The organism is Mycobacterium farcinogenes, assembly GCF_019739075.1.
In the GTDB taxonomy this organism is placed as follows: domain Bacteria; phylum Actinomycetota; class Actinomycetes; order Mycobacteriales; family Mycobacteriaceae; genus Mycobacterium; species Mycobacterium senegalense.
The window spans coordinates 4,217,053-4,233,654 of record NZ_CP081673.1; the positions used below are offsets into that span (position 1 = coordinate 4,217,053).

Annotated in this window: 17 protein-coding genes; 6 read left to right on the top strand and 11 right to left on the bottom strand. The window is 67.8% G+C overall.

Going from position 1 to position 16,602, the window contains the following annotated elements; all coding sequences use genetic code 11:
• Positions 1–7: 7 nt before the first annotated feature.
• From K6L26_RS20065 to sigI, 5 genes are read right to left on the bottom strand one after another with little or no spacing between them, the layout of a single operon-like run.
• Positions 8–862 carry a GNAT family N-acetyltransferase gene (locus K6L26_RS20065; protein ID WP_047039236.1) on the bottom strand — a complete coding sequence of 285 codons (855 nt, stop codon included), beginning with the start codon at positions 860–862 and terminating at the stop codon, positions 8–10.
• A 55-nt stretch (positions 863–917) separates the two neighbouring features.
• The gene (gene ispG, locus K6L26_RS20070) at positions 918–2,072 is read right to left on the bottom strand and encodes a flavodoxin-dependent (E)-4-hydroxy-3-methylbut-2-enyl-diphosphate synthase (RefSeq protein ID WP_230983356.1); all 1,155 of its coding nucleotides are present in this window, start codon (positions 2,070–2,072) and stop codon (positions 918–920) included.
• Between the two features lie 10 nt (positions 2,073–2,082).
• The gene (locus tag K6L26_RS20075) at positions 2,083–3,303 is read right to left on the bottom strand and encodes a M50 family metallopeptidase (protein ID WP_019346485.1); all 1,221 of its coding nucleotides are present in this window, start codon (positions 3,301–3,303) and stop codon (positions 2,083–2,085) included.
• The gene (gene dxr / locus K6L26_RS20080; RefSeq protein ID WP_019346486.1) at positions 3,300–4,472 is read right to left on the bottom strand and encodes a 1-deoxy-D-xylulose-5-phosphate reductoisomerase; all 1,173 of its coding nucleotides are present in this window, start codon (positions 4,470–4,472) and stop codon (positions 3,300–3,302) included. The genes K6L26_RS20075 and dxr overlap by 4 nt, the downstream gene beginning before the upstream one ends.
• A 41-nt stretch (positions 4,473–4,513) precedes the next feature.
• A complete protein-coding gene (sigI, locus tag K6L26_RS20085; RefSeq protein WP_221851302.1) occupies positions 4,514–5,359 on the bottom strand; it encodes an RNA polymerase sigma factor SigI in 846 nt (281 codons plus the stop codon).
• A gap of 206 nt (positions 5,360–5,565) precedes the next feature.
• Here sigI and K6L26_RS20090 point away from each other — a divergent pair, with 206 nt between their 5' ends.
• Entirely contained in the window at positions 5,566–6,018 is a 453-nt protein-coding gene (locus K6L26_RS20090) for a nitroreductase family deazaflavin-dependent oxidoreductase (protein ID WP_019346488.1), read from the top strand.
• 253 nt (positions 6,019–6,271) lie between these two features.
• Complete coding sequence (locus K6L26_RS20095; RefSeq protein ID WP_174551523.1) at positions 6,272–7,183, top strand: hypothetical protein; 912 nt, start codon at positions 6,272–6,274, stop codon at positions 7,181–7,183.
• Between the two features lie 3 nt (positions 7,184–7,186).
• Here the strand turns inward: K6L26_RS20095 and K6L26_RS20100 are convergent, their stop codons facing one another.
• Together K6L26_RS20100 and K6L26_RS20105 are read right to left on the bottom strand one after the other, a co-directional pair.
• On the bottom strand, positions 7,187–8,359 hold the full coding sequence (locus K6L26_RS20100) for a hypothetical protein (protein WP_342394417.1): 1,173 nt from the start codon (positions 8,357–8,359) through the stop codon (positions 7,187–7,189).
• 387 nt (positions 8,360–8,746) lie between these two features.
• A complete protein-coding gene (locus K6L26_RS20105) occupies positions 8,747–9,616 on the bottom strand; it encodes a TIGR03619 family F420-dependent LLM class oxidoreductase (RefSeq protein WP_076213516.1) in 870 nt (289 codons plus the stop codon).
• Positions 9,617–9,666: 50 nt separating this feature from the next.
• Between K6L26_RS20105 and K6L26_RS20110 the strand changes: the two genes are divergently transcribed.
• Entirely contained in the window at positions 9,667–10,998 is a 1,332-nt protein-coding gene (locus K6L26_RS20110) for a cryptochrome/photolyase family protein (RefSeq protein WP_221851306.1), read from the top strand.
• 87 nt (positions 10,999–11,085) lie between these two features.
• Complete coding sequence (locus K6L26_RS20115; protein WP_019343087.1) at positions 11,086–11,340, top strand: DUF2631 domain-containing protein; 255 nt, start codon at positions 11,086–11,088, stop codon at positions 11,338–11,340.
• 24 nt (positions 11,341–11,364) lie between these two features.
• Here the strand turns inward: K6L26_RS20115 and K6L26_RS20120 are convergent, their stop codons facing one another.
• Positions 11,365–12,231, bottom strand: coding sequence for an acyl-CoA thioesterase (locus K6L26_RS20120; protein ID WP_221853435.1), 867 nt, complete (start codon positions 12,229–12,231; stop codon positions 11,365–11,367).
• Positions 12,231–12,821 (bottom strand): hypothetical protein, encoded by a 591-nt coding sequence (locus K6L26_RS20125; protein ID WP_221851307.1) that lies wholly within the window; start codon positions 12,819–12,821, stop codon positions 12,231–12,233. The genes K6L26_RS20120 and K6L26_RS20125 overlap by 1 nt, the downstream gene beginning before the upstream one ends.
• A gap of 206 nt (positions 12,822–13,027) precedes the next feature.
• Here K6L26_RS20125 and K6L26_RS20130 point away from each other — a divergent pair, with 206 nt between their 5' ends.
• Together K6L26_RS20130 and K6L26_RS20135 are read left to right on the top strand one after the other, a co-directional pair.
• Entirely contained in the window at positions 13,028–13,735 is a 708-nt protein-coding gene (locus tag K6L26_RS20130; protein ID WP_221851309.1) for a DUF427 domain-containing protein, read from the top strand.
• 28 nt (positions 13,736–13,763) lie between these two features.
• Positions 13,764–14,249 carry a hypothetical protein gene (locus K6L26_RS20135; protein ID WP_019343091.1) on the top strand — a complete coding sequence of 162 codons (486 nt, stop codon included), beginning with the start codon at positions 13,764–13,766 and terminating at the stop codon, positions 14,247–14,249.
• Here the strand turns inward: K6L26_RS20135 and K6L26_RS20140 are convergent.
• On the bottom strand, positions 14,241–15,482 hold the full coding sequence (locus K6L26_RS20140) for a MinD/ParA family ATP-binding protein (protein ID WP_076213504.1): 1,242 nt from the start codon (positions 15,480–15,482) through the stop codon (positions 14,241–14,243). The two genes, K6L26_RS20135 and K6L26_RS20140, sit on opposite strands and share 9 nt — an antisense overlap.
• Positions 15,483–15,676: 194 nt before the next feature.
• Entirely contained in the window at positions 15,677–16,600 is a 924-nt protein-coding gene (locus tag K6L26_RS20145; RefSeq protein WP_064898789.1) for an alpha/beta hydrolase, read from the bottom strand.
• Between the last annotated feature and the right edge of the window lie 2 nt (positions 16,601–16,602).

The following is a 16,602-nucleotide window of genomic DNA, read 5'->3' on the forward strand; positions in this document are numbered from 1 at the left end:
GCGTCACTCAGTCCAACAGGACCGTGGCGAACGTACCGACCTGTTCGAACCCGATGCGGGCGTAAGTCGCTCGCGCCACCGTGTTGTAGCTGTTGACGTACAGACTCGCGATGCGCCCGGAGCCCACCACGGCGGCCGCCAGTGCCGCCGTCCCGGCGACGCCCAACCCGTGGCCGCGCCACTCGGGATGGACCCACACCCCTTGAATCTGGCCGACCGCCGGTGACTGAGAGCCGACCTCGGCCTTGAACACCACCTGGCCACGTTCGAACCGGGCCCACGCCCGTCCCGCGGCGATCAGGCCTGCGATGCGGCGGCGGTAGCCGCGGCCGCCGTCACCGAGGCGCGGGTCGACACCGACCTCACCGATGAACATGTCGACTGCCGCCACCAGGTAAGCGTCGAGCTCCTCCATGCGCACCGGGCGGACAGCCGGATCGATCGCACAATGCGGCATCGAGTTGAGCGCCATCAGGGGCTGTTGTTCACGGACGTCACGGGCGGTCCCCCACACCGATTCCAGCCGGCGCCACATGGGCAGCACCAACTCCGCCCGGCCGACCAGAGACGAACACCGACGCGCGGTGCTCATCGCCTTGTCCGAGAACGCCTTCAGATCCTCGGCGTCCCCGCGCAACGGGATCAGGTTGGGCCCGGCGTAACACAATGACTCGGTCACGCCTCGCCTCGTCCACAGTTCCCCGCCGATCGCGCCGTGCTCGACCCCGAACTCGGCGACACGGGCGGCCACCATGCACGACCCCACCGGATCTTCGTCGAACACCGGCAGGCACGGGGTGGCGTCACGCACCACGGAAACTCGGCGCTCATCGACGAGGCGGAACAGTGGTGGAGCCGACATGGACGATTCTCTCTGTTAATGCCGAGGCTGGGTGACCCCGCTCACAGGGTCGTTATCAGCTTACGGTCACCACAGGCGAACCGCTGGCATCATCTGAGGCCTGTTCGGCCAACCGCATGGCTTCCTCGATCAGCGTCTCCACGATCTGTGCCTCCGGGACGGTCTTGATGACCTCACCCTTGACGAAGATCTGGCCCTTGCCGTTACCCGAGGCCACCCCGAGATCGGCCTCGCGGGCCTCTCCCGGACCGTTGACCACACAGCCCATCACCGCCACCCGCAGCGGGACGTCGAGTCCGTCGAGGCCCGCGCTGACCGCGTTGGCCAGGGTGTAGACGTCGACCTGAGCCCGGCCGCAGGACGGGCACGACACGATCTCCAGGCCACGGGGCCGAAGGTTCAGCGATTCCAGGATCTGGTTGCCGACCTTGACCTCTTCGGCCGGCGGCGCCGACAGCGACACCCGGATGGTGTCGCCGATGCCCTTGGACAGCAGCGCGCCGAACGCCACCGCGGACTTGATGGTGCCCTGGAATGCCGGGCCGGCTTCGGTGACTCCGAGGTGCAGCGGGTAATCGCACTGGGCGGCCAGCTGGGTGTAGGCCTCCACCATGATCACCGGGTCGTTGTGCTTGACGCTGATCTTGATGTCGCCGAAGCCGTGCTCCTCGAACAGCGAGGCCTCCCACAGCGCCGACTCGACGAGCGCCTCCGGGGTGGCCTTGCCGTACTTCTTCATCAACCGGGGATCCAGCGAACCGGCGTTGACGCCGATGCGGATCGGGATGCCCGCCTCGCCGGCGGCCTTGGCCACCTCTTTGACCCGGCCGTCGAACTCCTTGATGTTGCCGGGGTTGACGCGCACAGCCGCGCAACCCGCGTCGATCGCGGCGAAGATGTACTTGGGCTGGAAGTGGATGTCAGCGATCACCGGAATCTGGCTGTGCCGGGCGATCTCGGCGAGCGCGTCGGCGTCCTCCTGCCGGGGGCAGGCCACCCGCACGATGTCGCAGCCCGACGCGGTCAGCTCGGCGATCTGCTGCAGTGTCGCGTTGACATCATGAGTTTTGGTGGTGCACATGGACTGCACCGCGATCGGGTGCTCACTGCCGATGCCGACGCCGCCCACGTTGAGCTGGCGGGTTTTTCGCCGCGGCGCCAGGGTCGGCGCCGGGGGCGCGGGCATTCCCAAACCGATGGACGCTGTCATGTGGGATCTCCTACTGGAAGATGCTGAGTGGGTTGACCAGGTCTGCGGTCACGGTCAGCAGCATGTAGCTGACCACTACCAGCAACACCACGTATGTGGCGGGCATGAGCTTGAGGTAGTTGACCGGGCCTGCGGCGACTTTGCCGCGGGCCGCCCGGATCATGTTGCGGATCTTCTCGTACGTCGCGACCGCGATGTGCCCACCGTCGAACGGGAGCAGCGGCACCAGGTTGATCGCGCCGAGCACGAAGTTCAGCTGCGCCAGGAAGAACCAGAACGCGACCCACAGGCCGGCCTCGACGGTCTCGCCGCCGATGATGCTCGCGCCGACGACGCTGATCGGGGTCTCCTTGTCGCGTTCACCGCCGCCGATCGCCTCGACCAGCGCACCGATCTTGGTCGGGATCTTCGCCAGCGATTTACCCAACTCGACAGCGAGGTCACCGGTGAACGAGACCGTCGCAGGCACGGCCGTCAGCGGGTTGTACTTGGTCGGGGGTTGAACCGGGACCGCGCTGACGCCGATGGCGCCGACGGTGGCCGGCTCCTTGGCGTCCGCACTGGTGAAGCGCTGCGTCTGGGCCACGTCGACGACCGTGGTGATCGTCTGCCCGTCGCGCTTGAGTTCGATGGGCACCGGACCGTCGAGTTTGCGGATCGCGGCAGCCATCTGGGAGAAGTCGGAGACCTTGGTGTCACCGACCTTGACGATCTCGTCACCGGCCCGGATCCCGGCCTGCGCCGCTGGGCCCGCCCCCTGGCACTCCCCCATCTTCTCGAGACTCAGTTGCGGTGCGACACAACCGGTTTCGCCGACGATCGCGGTGGTGGGCTGCGTGATGTTGGGGAGGCCCCAGGTGATCGCAATGGCGTACAGGAGCACCAGGCCGATGATGAAGTTCATCGCCGGGCCCGCGAAGAGCACCGCGACGCGCTTCCACACCTTCTGCTTGTACATCGCATACGGCCGGTCTTCGGGCGCGATCTCGTCGACCGACGTCATGCCCGCGATGTCGCAGAAACCACCCAGCGGAATCGCCTTGATGCCGTATTCGGTCTCGCCGAGGCGGTTGGGCCGACGCGTCGACCACAGCGTCGGACCGAAACCGACGAAGTAGCGGCGCACCTTCATCCCGGTGGCGCGCGCCACCCACATGTGCCCGCATTCGTGCAGTGCCACCGATACCAGGATGGCCAGCGCGAACAGCGCGATGCCGATGACGAACATCATTTGGTGACGAGCCCTTTTCTCACAGATTTCTGCTCGACCATGCGGCGTGCCGTCTCCCTGGCCCACCGCTGCGCGTCGAGTACTTCTTCCACGGTAGCGGGTTCGGCGGCCCACTGGTCGGCAGCGTGCAACACCTCACCCACGGTGTCGACGATCGCCGGGAACGGGATCCGGTCAGCCAGGAAGGCCTCGGCGGCTTCCTCATTGGCGGCGTTGTACACCGCGGTCAGGCACCCGCCGCGGGTCCCGGCGGCCCGGGCCAGGTTCACCGCCGGGAAAACCTCGTTGTCCAGCGGCAGGAATTCCCAGGTGGAGGCCGTGGTGAAGTCACAGGCCAGGGCCGCACCGGCGATCCGGTCGGGCCAGCCGAGGGCCAATGCGATCGGCAACTTCATGTCCGGCGGGCTCGCCTGGGCCAGGGTCGAACCGTCGGTGAAGGTGGCCATCGAGTGCACGATCGACTGCGGGTGCACGACGACTTCGATGCGCTCGTAGTCGATGCCGAACAGCAGGTGGGTTTCGATCAACTCCAGACCCTTGTTGACCAGGGTGGCCGAGTTCAGCGTGTTCATCGGGCCCATCGACCAGGTCGGGTGTTTGCCTGCCTGCTCCGGGGTGACCGATTCCAGGTCGGCCGCCGACCACCCGAGGAACGGGCCGCCCGACGCGGTGAGCACGATCTTGGCCACCTCGTCGGCAGCACCGCCGCGCAGGCACTGGGCCATCGCCGAGTGCTCCGAGTCCACCGGGACGATCTGCCCTGGCGCGGCGGCCTTGAGCACCAGTGGCCCCCCGGCGACGAGTGACTCCTTGTTGGCCAGGGCCAGGCGCGCGCCGCTGGCCAGGGCGGCCAGAGTGGGAGCCAGCCCCAGTGCCCCGACCAATGCGTTGAGCACCACGTCGGCCTCGGTGTTCTCGACCAGCCGGGTCACCGCATCCGGCCCGGCGTACGCCACGTCACCGATCTTCTCCGCGGCGGCCGGGTCGGCCACCGCCATGTTGGTGACGCCAGTCGCGGCGCGCTGCGCGGCGAGCAGGTCGGGGTTGCCGCCGCCGGCGGCCAGCCCGACGATCTCGAACCGGTCGGGGTTGGCCGCGATTACCTCGAGCGCCTGGGTGCCGATCGATCCGGTGCTTCCGAGTATCAGCACACGCTTTCTGTCGCTCACCGTTACATTGTGCCGCGTTCGGGGCCCGGCGGCGCCGACGGTCACCGCGTGCGGGCGGACGGGTCGGCGGTGGCCTCGATCTTGAGCACGAGTCCGTCCCGGATGGTCAGCACCACCACCGCGAACAGTCGCCGCCGGTCGTAGGCGAGCAACACGGGCTCGGCCGCGCACACCACCGTCGCGCCCGGCCCGAGGTAGCGCAGCAGGTTTGTCGCGACGGCGTGACGCCCGTGGTTGACCTGCCGCCGTGCCGGGCCGGTGAGCACCGTGCCGACCCCCCACACGCTCGGATCGAGCACCGAGGCCAACGCCGCCACATCACCGTTCGCGCATGCGGTGATGAACGCGTCGGTGACGTGCCGGTGCTCGTCGGCGCCCACCTCGACCCGGTCCGGTGCGGCGCCGGCCACTTTGGTGCGGGCGCGCCGCGCGAGCTGGCGGCACGTCCCGACCGGCCGTCCGACGGTGTGAGCGATCTCCGCGAACGGGATCTTGAAGATGTCGTGCAGGACGTACGCGACGCGCTCACCGGGGCTGAGCCGGGCGAGCACCGCGAGCAGCGCCGAACCCACCTGATCGTCGAGCGTGACGCGGTCGGCCGGGTCGGCGTCGGCGGCCGCGGCGGTGCCCAGCGCGGCCGATCCGTCCAGGTGTTCGAGCCGGGCCCGCGCCGACCGCAGGACGTCGAGGGACAACCGGCCGGCCACCACGGTCAGCCAGGCCCGGACATCGTCGAGTTGGTCCTGGTCTGCCCGGGCCAGCCGCAGAAACGCCTCCTGCGCCACGTCTTCGGCCTCGCCGATGTCGCCGAGCATGCGGTAGGCGAGGTTGACCAGATACGGGTGGTGGTTGTGCCACGCCGCCTCAAGGCCGGCGGATTCGTTCATGTAGTCATGACGATTCCGAGGGCCGGAAAGTTACCCGTGGCCCTGATTCGCGACCGCTGTAACTTTTCGGACGGCCGCTCCGTCCTTGGTTGCACGAACACAATTCTCGTCACGCGCGCAACCGGCAACGCCGGTAAGGCCGCGCCGTTCGCCGGGCGAGTGACCGGCCCCGCGATGTGTTCGCCAACCGTCGAGGAGGACCAGACATGTCAGAACACGCGACCGAGCCGTGCCCGCCCCGCTGGCTCAAGCCGATGAACAAGGTGATGATGGCGGTGCAGCGCCTGGGCCTGCCGACCGGGCCGGCCATGGTGCTGACCGTCCCCGGCCGCAAGTCCGGCAAGCCCCGCAGCACACCCATGACGCCGTTCGACCACGAAGGCGGCCTCTACACCGTGGCGGGATACCCCGGCTCGGACTGGGCGGCCAACGCGCGGGCCGCCCGCACCGGAACACTGGCCCGGGGCCGGCGGTCCCGCACGGTCAGGATCGTCGAGCTCACACCGGAGCAGTCGCGGCCTGTGTTGCGCGCGTTCGCGGTCAAGGTCCCGGTGGGCGTCGGGTTCGCCAAGCGCAGCGGTCTCGTCGTCGACGGCACTCCTGACGAATTCGAGGCGCTGGCAGGGCGTTTGCCGGTGTTTCGATTCGATCCCGCCTAGTCGCGTCCGCTGGCAACCGACCCGACGGCACGACGGATCGCGATGTCTGGAAGCTCCCGGCGGCGACCGTATGCTGAGCCGGATGAATTCAGCCGAGGACGCCAAGCTGGTGCCAGTCACTGCTCGGACCGAGTATCTGACCAGCCGTCATCGGATCTCCGCGGCCGCGTCGGGCGCCGTACTGCTGGCGGGTTTGGTTGCGCTCGTGGCGCTCAACTACGCCGGAGCATCAGGGTTTCTCACTGCCGTCGTGGTGGCGACGCTGGTCTCCGTTGCCGTGGGCGGGTTGTCCTACGGACGTTCGGGCAAGCCGGGAGCTGTACTGATCACTGTCGACGGGCACACCGTTCATCTCGGTGACGAGAACGACCGGATCGTGAGCTATCCACTGTCGTCACTGATCGCGGTGAGCCGAGCAGGACCGGCTGACGCTACAACGACCGGTGGCGGGCTCTTGACGGTGCGAGGCCAGAAGTACCTCACGCTGACGTTCGCCACCGATGCCGGCCACGAAGAATGGCGGGTAGCCGTCGTCGGTTCGGATCCCGCTGCGGCCGAGGTCCTCCGCCGGCTGGAATCGTCATTGCCCGACCCCCGAACCGGCGTGGAGGCACCGGTTTCGGGATCGCGGATCGCCGATGCCGGGACCGACGACGCCGCACAGCGGTTGTGGGAGGAGGCCGTCCGGCGCCACGACCACATCCTCGGGGCGTACGGCAGCTACGAACTCGACCCGGCGATGCTGTTGCGCTACCCGGCGATCACCGACGTGACCGTCGAACCGACGCAGACGTTCCACGTCGCGCTCGACGATGCGCAGGCGCTGCGCACCGAGAATTACCCGGGAAACCGTGGCCTGGCCGACGCCTATCAGCAGGCGGTGGTGGCCCTGCGCCGAGCCTGGATCGCCTGCGAATCCCACGGCAGGAAGGTCGGCACCTCCTATCTGGACGCGAGCGAACGCGCAGAACTCGATACCGCGCTCAAGCTGTACAACCACGCCACGTCGAGCTCCACGCCCGCCGAACAGGCCACCTATTACGGCCGGGCCCGTGAGATCGTCACCGAACTCGTCGACCGTGGCGTCCTACATCCACCCAAAGTGCAACTCGCACAACTGGAAGCCGCCACCCGGCGGGCCATCGAGGCGGCAAAACCGCAGTAGCGCTCAAATGGCACCGGGAGCAAGGAATTCACCGGTGAGCGAGTACGTCCCCGTTGCCTCTTTGACACCGGCGAGCTCGATCCGGATCGCCAACCGGTGCTCGTCGATCTCCCGATCCGTCAGCCAGATGTCGACGGCCTCGCGTTCGTAGGGTTCCAAGGCGCCGCGTTGCATCGCCTGTGCGCGAACGGTTTCGAAAGCCTCCTGTGAGATGTCATCGAAGGAGAAGGTCTGCCGTCCCGAGTTGTACGACTTGTCGGTGATCTCGGGCAGCTCTCCCGGTACGACGATGATCTGGCCGGCTCGGTTTCCGGTCTGGAAATCGAGCATCACGCCTCCGTTGGTCTGGACTTCGCTCGGGCGCGCTGTCGGTGTGGCCCGGTGAGTACCCCGGATCTCGAAGTTGGTCAGCACGCGGTCCGAGGGCGCGATCCCGGCCAGTGCCAAGCCGTCTCGCGCCTTCTGGAACGAGACCGCGAAATCCGCCGGGTCGAAGATCTCTCCCACAGTCCCGTCGGGCAGCGCGTCGACGGTCTTGCTGCCGAAAGTACCGGTCAGAATCACCGGGGCGCCAGGGCCCGACCGCTTGATCTCCAGGGTGTCCAGTTTGCTGAGCCGGCCTTGTGATTCAAGTTGACGGACCATCTTGTCGACGATCGCGTTCAGGTCGGTCGACGCGATATCGGTAGCGAGAAATGTGCTGTCTTTGCGCCGAACTCGCGGCGACGGTGTGGTGAACGCGTCTCCGCCGTTGTTGATGTAGACGGTCGTCGTGTCACCGTTGGTCGGGTCGAGCACTGTCCCGTAATCCGACCCGCTGCCGGTGAGGCGAACACCGAGCAGATTGTTGGCCGCGGCGGGGCCGAACTGCGCGGTGATCGCGCGGATCATTCCGTCCCGTCGGGCATTCAGATCCATGCTCTTGGACTTGGACCCGGTGTCGGCGCGCGGCGCCGCGGGGGCCGATGCGCTGCTGGGCGAGATGTGCCAGGCATCGCCGACGCCGAAGAGCACCGTGAGCGCCATCAGCATGGTGACCGCCGGATAGATCACCGCCCACTTGCCGGGCTGATCATGGAACTCGGGCGCGCGGGCCGGCTCGCGCGGCGGCAGCCGCCGCAGCGGCAACTCGGTATCCGGGCGCTCGGTCAGTGACCGGAACTCACCGCTCGACATCGAGGCGATCCAGCGCCCCTGATAGGCGGTGTCGTGCGGCGGGCTGATCGTCGCGGTCACCAACGTCGGCTGTAGATCATTCTCGCCGAGGCTGCTGCGGCTCAGGGCGTCGACCCGCACCGGCACCAGTTCGCCGAGGGTCTGCTCGACGAACGGAGCGAGTTCGGAGACCCGTGATGGCCAGGGCAGCAGCGCGACTCCCCCGACAATCAGTGGAAGCGACAACAGCAGCGCGATCCACCAGGAGTTATAGGCACCCAGTCCGATGCCGAGGGCGATGAGCACACCGGCCGCGCCGGCCCTGCCGACCCGGACCGTCCGCCTCACCGTCACCCCTTTGCTCTGTTTGCGTTTTCAAAATCATAGGGCGATGTGATGCGAGCTGCTCTAACGCACCTTCGCGATCACGGTTTCCGCGAACTGTTCGATGGGGCCCCGAAACCGGTCGACACCGGTGGCCCCGTTGGGGTTTGCCAGCCACGGCGCGCACATCACCGCGGTGATGCCGAGATCCTCGGCCCGCTTGTACAGATCCGGCGAGGGCGGGTCCAGCAGGGCCAGGATGATGTCGAACGGCTGGTTCTCCCTGCCATATTCGCGGCGGAGTTCGGCCAGCCGGGCGGTGAAGCCCGCGGCCCGCTCAAGCGGGTACGCGTAGCCGATCCACCCGTCGCAGGTGCGGGCCGCGCGCCGCAGTGCCGTCTCCGATTCGCCGCCGCACAGAATCGGCACCGGCGCCGGCGGATGCGGTTCGATCATCATCTCGGGAATCGAGTAGTACTGCCCGTCGTAGGACACCCAGCCTCCGCGCCACAGTTCGCGCAGTGCCGGGATCATTTCGTCGAGCCGCTTGCCGCGCGTGTCGAAATCCTGCCCCAGGAGCTCGAACTCCTCCCGCATCCAGCCGACACCGACGCCGAGGGCCACCCGTCCGCCGGAAATGACCGCGGCCGTGGCCACCTGCTTGGCGACCTCCAGCAGCGGGCGCGCCGGTGCCACGTAGACGGCGTTGGAGAACCGGAGCCGGCGCGTGAGTGCGGCCATCGCACCGATCAGCACCCAGGAGTCCGGCCAGGCGGTCTCGGGCCCCCAAGGCGGCTTGCCCGTCGCCGAGTCCGGGTAGGGCGAGGACAGTTCCCGCGGGTAGATCATGTGATCCGAGCAGACCATGCCGTGGTAACCGGCTTCATCGAGCAACGGCGCCACCGTCAGTGCATCGGCGGTGTCCATGAATGCCGTGCCGCTCCAAAACTGCATCTGAGACCTTCCGTGTGTTTTTCGCCTGTTTTGACGGGCAGCATGTACGCATGCCCTCGCTGCTCTGGTTCCGTCGAGACCTGCGCTGCCGCGACCATCCGGCCCTGCTGGAGGCCGCACAACCGGACGGCGAGGTACTCGCCTGCTACGTGCTCGATCCGCGCCTGGAGGCAACCGCGGGCACGCGGCGCCTGCAGTACCTGTACCGGGCGTTGCGCGAGCTGTCCGAGAGCCTCGACGGAAAACTGCTGGTGACCCGGGGCCGCCCGGAAGAACGGATACCGGCGCTGGCCCGGGCCATCGACGCCGCCTCGGTTCACATCTCGAAGGACTACACGCCGTTCGGGCGGCGTCGCGATGACACGGTGCGGGCGGCGCTCGGCGAAACCGCCCTGTGCGCAACGGGATCGGCCTATCTGGTGTCGCCCGGGCGCGTAACAAAATCGGATGGCACGCCGTATCGGGTGTTCACACCGTTCTACCGGGCCTGGCGCGGGCACGGCTGGCGTGCGCCCGCGGATTCCGGGCCGAATTCGGCGCGCTGGATCGACCCGGCGGACGTACCAACCGCCGGAGATCGCATCGAAATCCCCTCTGCCACAGCGGCTCTGGTGTTCGACGCGGGTGAGAGTGCGGCGCTGAGGCAGTGGCAGGCGTTCGCGCATCGGGACTTGGCCGACTATCCGGCCCGGCGCGATCGGCCCGACCTCGACGCCACCAGCCAGATGTCGGCCCATCTCAAGTTCGGCACCATCCACCCGCGGACCATGGCGGTCGACCTCGCCTCCGGCCACGACGCCTACCTGAGGGAGTTGGCGTTCCGCGACTTCTACGCGGCAGTCCTGTTCCACTGGCCCGACAGTGCATGGCAGAACTGGAACCGCGATTTCGACGCGATCGACGTGGATGACGACGAGGCGGCCCGGCGGGCATTCACCGCATGGAAGGACGGCCGGACCGGATTCCCGATCGTGGATGCCGGGATGCGCCAAATGGCCGCCACGGGGTTCATGCACAACCGGGTGCGCATGATCGCGGCTTCGTTCCTGGTGAAGGATCTGCACCTGCCGTGGCAGTGGGGTGCGCGCTGGTTTCTGGACCAGTTGGTCGACGGCGACATGGCCAACAACCAGCACGGGTGGCAGTGGGCGGCAGGCTGCGGCACCGACGCCGCCCCGTACTTCCGGGTGTTCAACCCGAATCTGCAGGGCGCGAAGTTCGACCCGGAAGGCGCCTACGTCCGACGCTGGGTACCAGAGTTGGCCGATGCCGCCGACGTGCACAAGCTGGGCCGAGACCGGCCGTCGTCCTACCCGGAACCGATCGTCGACCACGCCGAAGAGCGGCTCGAGGCGCTGCGGCGCTACCGGCGTCTGGGTTGACCCCCCACGGCCGGCATACGACGCAGCGTCGTATGCCAGAATGTCCGCAAGCCAAGCCAGAAGCCAGTTCGATCCGGAGGAGCAACCGTGGCCAGCACCGAGGTGGAGCGCAACAACGGCGTCGACGTCGAGGAAGTGCCCTCGGCGGCGTGGGGCTGGTCGGAGCTGAACATCAAGGTGATCCACCTCGGCGGCATTCTGTCCGCACTGTTCCTGCTGGTCATGATGCGCGGCAACCACATCGGCTGGGTCGAGAACTGGTTCCTCATCACGTTCGCGGTACTCATCCTGCTGGCCGTGGGCCGCAACATCTGGATGCGCCGCCGCGGCTGGATTCGGTAACCGCACATCATTCACGCCGGCGGCCTACAACCGGGCCGGCGCATCGATCGAGGTATCCACCCGCCGCATCGGGCGAATCAGCCCCTCTTGTGCGAAGGATGCCAGCAGCTCGCCGTCCTCGGTGTGCACCTGACCGCGGACATATGACATCCCCCGCCCGGCCGCGGTGCTCTCGTGGCTGTAGAGCAGCCAGTCCTCCCACTCCACGGCCTCGTGGAAACTGACCGACGTCGACATCAGGGCCGTCGACACAGTTGTGTGTGCCTGCGCCGTGCCGACCCCGCGATGGGGTCGCATCGTCGTCGAGATGCCGAGTTGGCCGGTGAAATAGGCGAGCAGGGCCTTGGCGAGATCGTCACGTTCGGGGATCGGGTCACAGCGCAGCCAGGCATAGAGTTCGGGTGGTCCCACCTCGTCGGGACTGTTGACATCGGTGACATCGACCAGCCGCACCTCGTGGCCGGCCATGGCCTGTCGCGACGGATACGCGTCGTCGGGCGTATCGACGTCGGGCCGCAACGCGCGATGGCTGACCACGTCGGCTGTCGGCACGTCGGCGAGCACCGTCACGGTGGCACACAGCCGTGAATCCTGCTCGACGGCCACCACGGCCGTCGCCGTCGAGCGGCCGTGGTGGGCCACGTCGACGGTCAGCTCGACCGTCGAGTCGATCTCGACCGGCCTGGTAAAGACCGCGTGTGCCGACCGAATCGTTTTGTCCGGAAACCTCTTTGCCGTCGCGACGATGGCCTGACCCAGCGCTTGCGTCCCCTTGGCCACTCGCCGGCCGTCGGCGCCGACCGGTCCGGTCACTCCGACGAATCGATCCGGGCCGGCGGCTACCACGTCGAACGCCTCCAGCAGGCCCGCGACCGACGCCCCCATCGGCATCAACACACCGGAACCAGCTCGGCGTCGAGCAAGTCGGCCGACCGGCCGCACCGGAACAGGGTCTCCACCCCGTCTACCGATCCCGGGGCCGCCCCGGCAACGGCCGACGCATGGGCTTTGAACGCCAGCGCGGCCGCGCTCGGGCGGTATCGGACCCGCTGGATCGTCGCATCGAAATCCGACGGTGCGTGCGACCCGAAGAAGACCACGCCGCCGGCGGGATCTCGTAAGCCGAGCCCGTGGTCGCCGGACTCGAATCGGGAGGTGCCGATCACCGTCATCGCCACCGATTCCGCCGCCACGGGTCGCCACAGCGCGTTCAGCCCAATGGCTTTCAGTCCGAGGATGCGAAGGGCCCGGCCGTCGGCGCCGTCGTCGAGTGCCACGCTGACCCGCCAGCCGGCCATCGCCCGGTCGAACAACCACCCCCCGATGCCCGTCACCGTGTCGGCGACGCCGGCTGCCACGACGTTCAACTCGTACTGCAGAGCCTTGGCCGGACGCGGCTGCGGCCGGTCGAACCGGACTGCGACCGGGCTACCGCCGCGCACCTCGGACAACTGCGCGGACATTCCTGACTGTGGGGACATAAGGCATCCAATCCGGGTCCAAGGCCTCATCGGCCGGCGCTTTCGACAGGGTGTTGCGGTGTGGGCAACCTCACCCAACAGCGTGACATTCTCAAGAGAATCTGTAAAGCTTCTATCCAGACGCAAAAATCGACCGCAGGACGGCCGCCGATGCGTTCCACAGATGTGTCCGGCTTCGGCAGTCCAGCCAAATTGGAGGTGCGGCAATGAGTCTCGTCGCAGGGCGCGGCCCATTGAGTACACAACCGGCCGGTTGGTTCACTCCCCCACTGGCTGCCGGAACCGTCTACATCGAGCCACACCCTCGCCGCATCCAGGCCTTCCGCGGCGCTGCCGCCCTGCTCGACACCGAGCACGCCCTGATGGTGCACCGAGCCGGCCATCCCCTCAGCTACGCCTTTCCCCGCGACGAGGTCCACGACCTTCCGCATGAGGCGGTAGTCGAGGCACCCGGATACGTCGCCGTGCCCTGGGATGCCGTCGACGCCTGGTTCGAAGAGGGCCGCAAGCTGGTCCACTACCCGCCGAACCCCTACCACCGGATCGACTGCCGCCCCACTCGCCGCGGCCTGCGGGTGAGCGCCGGCAACGCCGTCCTGGTCGACACCGACGAGACCGTGATCGTCTTCGAGACGGCCCTGGAGCCACGGCTCTACGTCGATCCCGCACACGTCCGCACCGAGCTCCTGCAACCCAGCCAGACGACGTCGTACTGCAACTACAAAGGCACAGCGACCTACTGGTCGGCGGTCATCGGCGACACCGTCATCGCTGACGTGGCGTGGAGCTACCCGGACACCCCACCGGAGTCCCTGCCGATCCAGGGCTTCCTCAGCTTCGACACGACGCGCCTGGACGTGCTCGCCGAAATCCCCTCATCCGGGACGTCGGCCACGTGCGGGTGTGCCACCTGACCCATAAAACCGAGGAAAGCGAACACCATTGGGCATCGTGACCACCAGCTCCGAAACGGCATTCACCCAATCCGCCGAGGAGGTCTACGACTTCGTCACCAACCCGGCCAACTGGGTCAAGACCTATCCGGGCAGCGCGCACATCGGCGGCCTGCCGGAGCGGTTGCCGCTACAGGTCGGTGACACCTGGACCGAGGCCGGTCCCGACGGCGCACGGATCTATACCTGGCACCTGGCGATCGCCATGCGACCCCGCATGTGGGTGTTCAACTCGGTGGGTCGGCTCGGCCACGACCGCGAGGGAAACGGTGGCCACGAAGGCCGCATCACCGTGCAGTACCAGTTCACTCGTCCGGGCAACGACATCACGCTGTTCAGCCGCACGATGACCATCGAGGCTTACAAGGACGCCCCGCTGCCCGATGCACTGTTCCGGGTGGTCAATCCGGCCAACATCGATGCGTATCACGCCGCGGTGGCCCGGGAGTTGGCCCTGGCCGGCCCATCACGCTAGGGCGGCGCCGCCTTCGAAATCGTCCGACAGCGCCGCCGCCAGTTCCAGGGTGCGGCGCCGGAATCGTGGCCGCAGCAGGTCGAAATGGATCTCGGTGCCGGCGGCGATGTGCTTGTCCCACGGCAACACGAACACCCGGCCCGGTGCCACGTGTTTCTGGAACTGGTGCACCAGGTCGCCGGTGTTGACGTTGGGCTTACCCGGCCCCACGTGGTTGACCACGACGCAGGAGCGGTTCAGCAGATCCTGGTAGCCGTTATGGCGCAGCCAGTCCATGGTGACCGCGGCCTGCCGGGCGCCGTCGATCGAGGCACTGGCCACGATGACCGCACCCGAGACCGTCGCCAGGACTCCCCGGCCCGCCGGGGCGAACATGTCCGCGGCGCAGTCGGCCAGGACCAGGTTGTAGTGCTTGGAGACCGCCGAGGTCGCGGCGTTCCAGTCGGCGTCGTTGAAGGCCCGGCTGGCACCGCTGTACTCGTCGCTGGAGAGCACCTCCAGCTTCGACTCGTTCATGCTGGTGAAAGCGCGGACATCGTTGTAACGCGACAGGTCCTTGGCGGCCAGCAGGTCACCTACCGTCGCCGCCGACTGCCGTCCCACCCGGTCGGCGAGGTTGCCGCCGGCCGGGTCGGCGTCCACGGCCAGGATCCGGTCGCCGCGGACCGCGGCCAGTACCGAACCGAGTGCGACGGTGACGACCGTCTTGCCCACACCGCCCTTCAATCCGAAGACGCCGATCTGATGGGATTCGCGGGCCGTTCGGCGGACCCTGGCGTACAGGTCCAGTTCGTAGAGCTCATCGCGCGAGAGCCCGAGGTTGAGGCGGGTGGTGACATAGACCGCACGCCGCCAACCGCGGCGTGGCTGCATCTTGACCGAGGAACGAACGCCGACGCGGGACAGATTGTCGATGGCGCGTGGCTCGCCCGGCGCAGCCGCCGGGATCGGCTGTTCCAGGATCCAGCTGCCCGCCGAGGACGATCCACTGATCGGGCGGCCGGAAACAACCGGAGGAAGCTTGGTGGTGATCTCCGATTCACGGGGTGCGGCGAAATTCGAGGTCAGCACGACCGGTGGCGTCGATACCCTGGCATCGCCGTGCCGGGACCGCCCGTTCGGAAGGGCCGCGACCGGGCCGCCCAGCAGCGCGTCCAGCCCGCCGTAGGCCAGCGGCTCCCTGGCGTGTTTGGCATCTCCGGAGTACATAAGCCGGTCGTCATCGGCCGACATATTTACCTCTCAATCGCTCACTCGCACCCGGCGCATCTCGGCGATCTTCGGATGTGCCGGACCGCCGAGGCCATCGTCGCACCGGCCGCGGCGACTGTCCGCGCGAGTTTCACTTGCAAACAGACCTGCATTATTGCCCACAACGTCGATGACAACCACCGCCCTGCGCGCCCCTGGGCGGCGCAGCTACCAGCTCAACCGTGCAGCGCACGGCGCAACGCCGCGCCCTGCAGCGCGAAAAGTTGTTGGCTGACCTCCCAGTCCGGAAGCAGCGAATCGAAGCCGTGGCAGGTCCCCGGGAACAGATGGAGTTCTGTGGCAACGTCCTCGACCAGCAGCCGGCGCGCATAGTCGAGCGCCTCGTCACGCAGTGGATCGAGTTCCGAACAGGTGATCAGCGCCGGCGCCACCCCAGCCAGCGTGGCTGACCGGGCGGGCACCGCCGTCTCCGGTACCTCCCGGGCGCCCGCATAGTGCCGCCACATCGCGCCGGTCGCCGGGCCGTCGAAGCCGGGGGTATCGGTGAACTCCTCCTTCGAGGAGGTGGGGCGATCGTCGAGCACCGGCTGGTGCAGTGCCTGGAACACCACAGGCGGCGCCGAGCCGGCTGCTGAGTGCTGTGCCAGCAGCGCTGCCAGAGCACCACCGGCGCTGCTGCCGGCGACCGCGATCCGTCCCGCGTCGATGTCGAGTTCGTCGGCCAGCGTGGCCGCCCAGTTGAGCACCACCATCGCGTCGTCGAAGGCGGCCGGATAGGGGTATTCGGGTGCCAATCGGTAATCCATCGAGATCACCGTGCACCGGGCGCGCCGCGCCAGCTCCACACATTGAAGCTGGTCGGTATCGAGGTTGCCGAGGACGAAGGCGCCCGAATGGCAGTAGACCACCGCGGGCGACGGCGACGGTCCACCGCGGTAGATCCGCACGGCGATGGTGCGCCGTCCGAGCGCCACGCGGGCCCCGACAATCTCCACACCGGGGGTGTCCAGGGCCTGCGCAGCGTCGCGACGGCGCTGATCCAGCGACGTGCGCACCACGCCCAGCTGCTCGGTGCTCAAGTCGGTTCGGGCCTCGGCGAACCCCTGTAATGCGGGGTCGAGGCGCTCCAGCCAGGCCATGG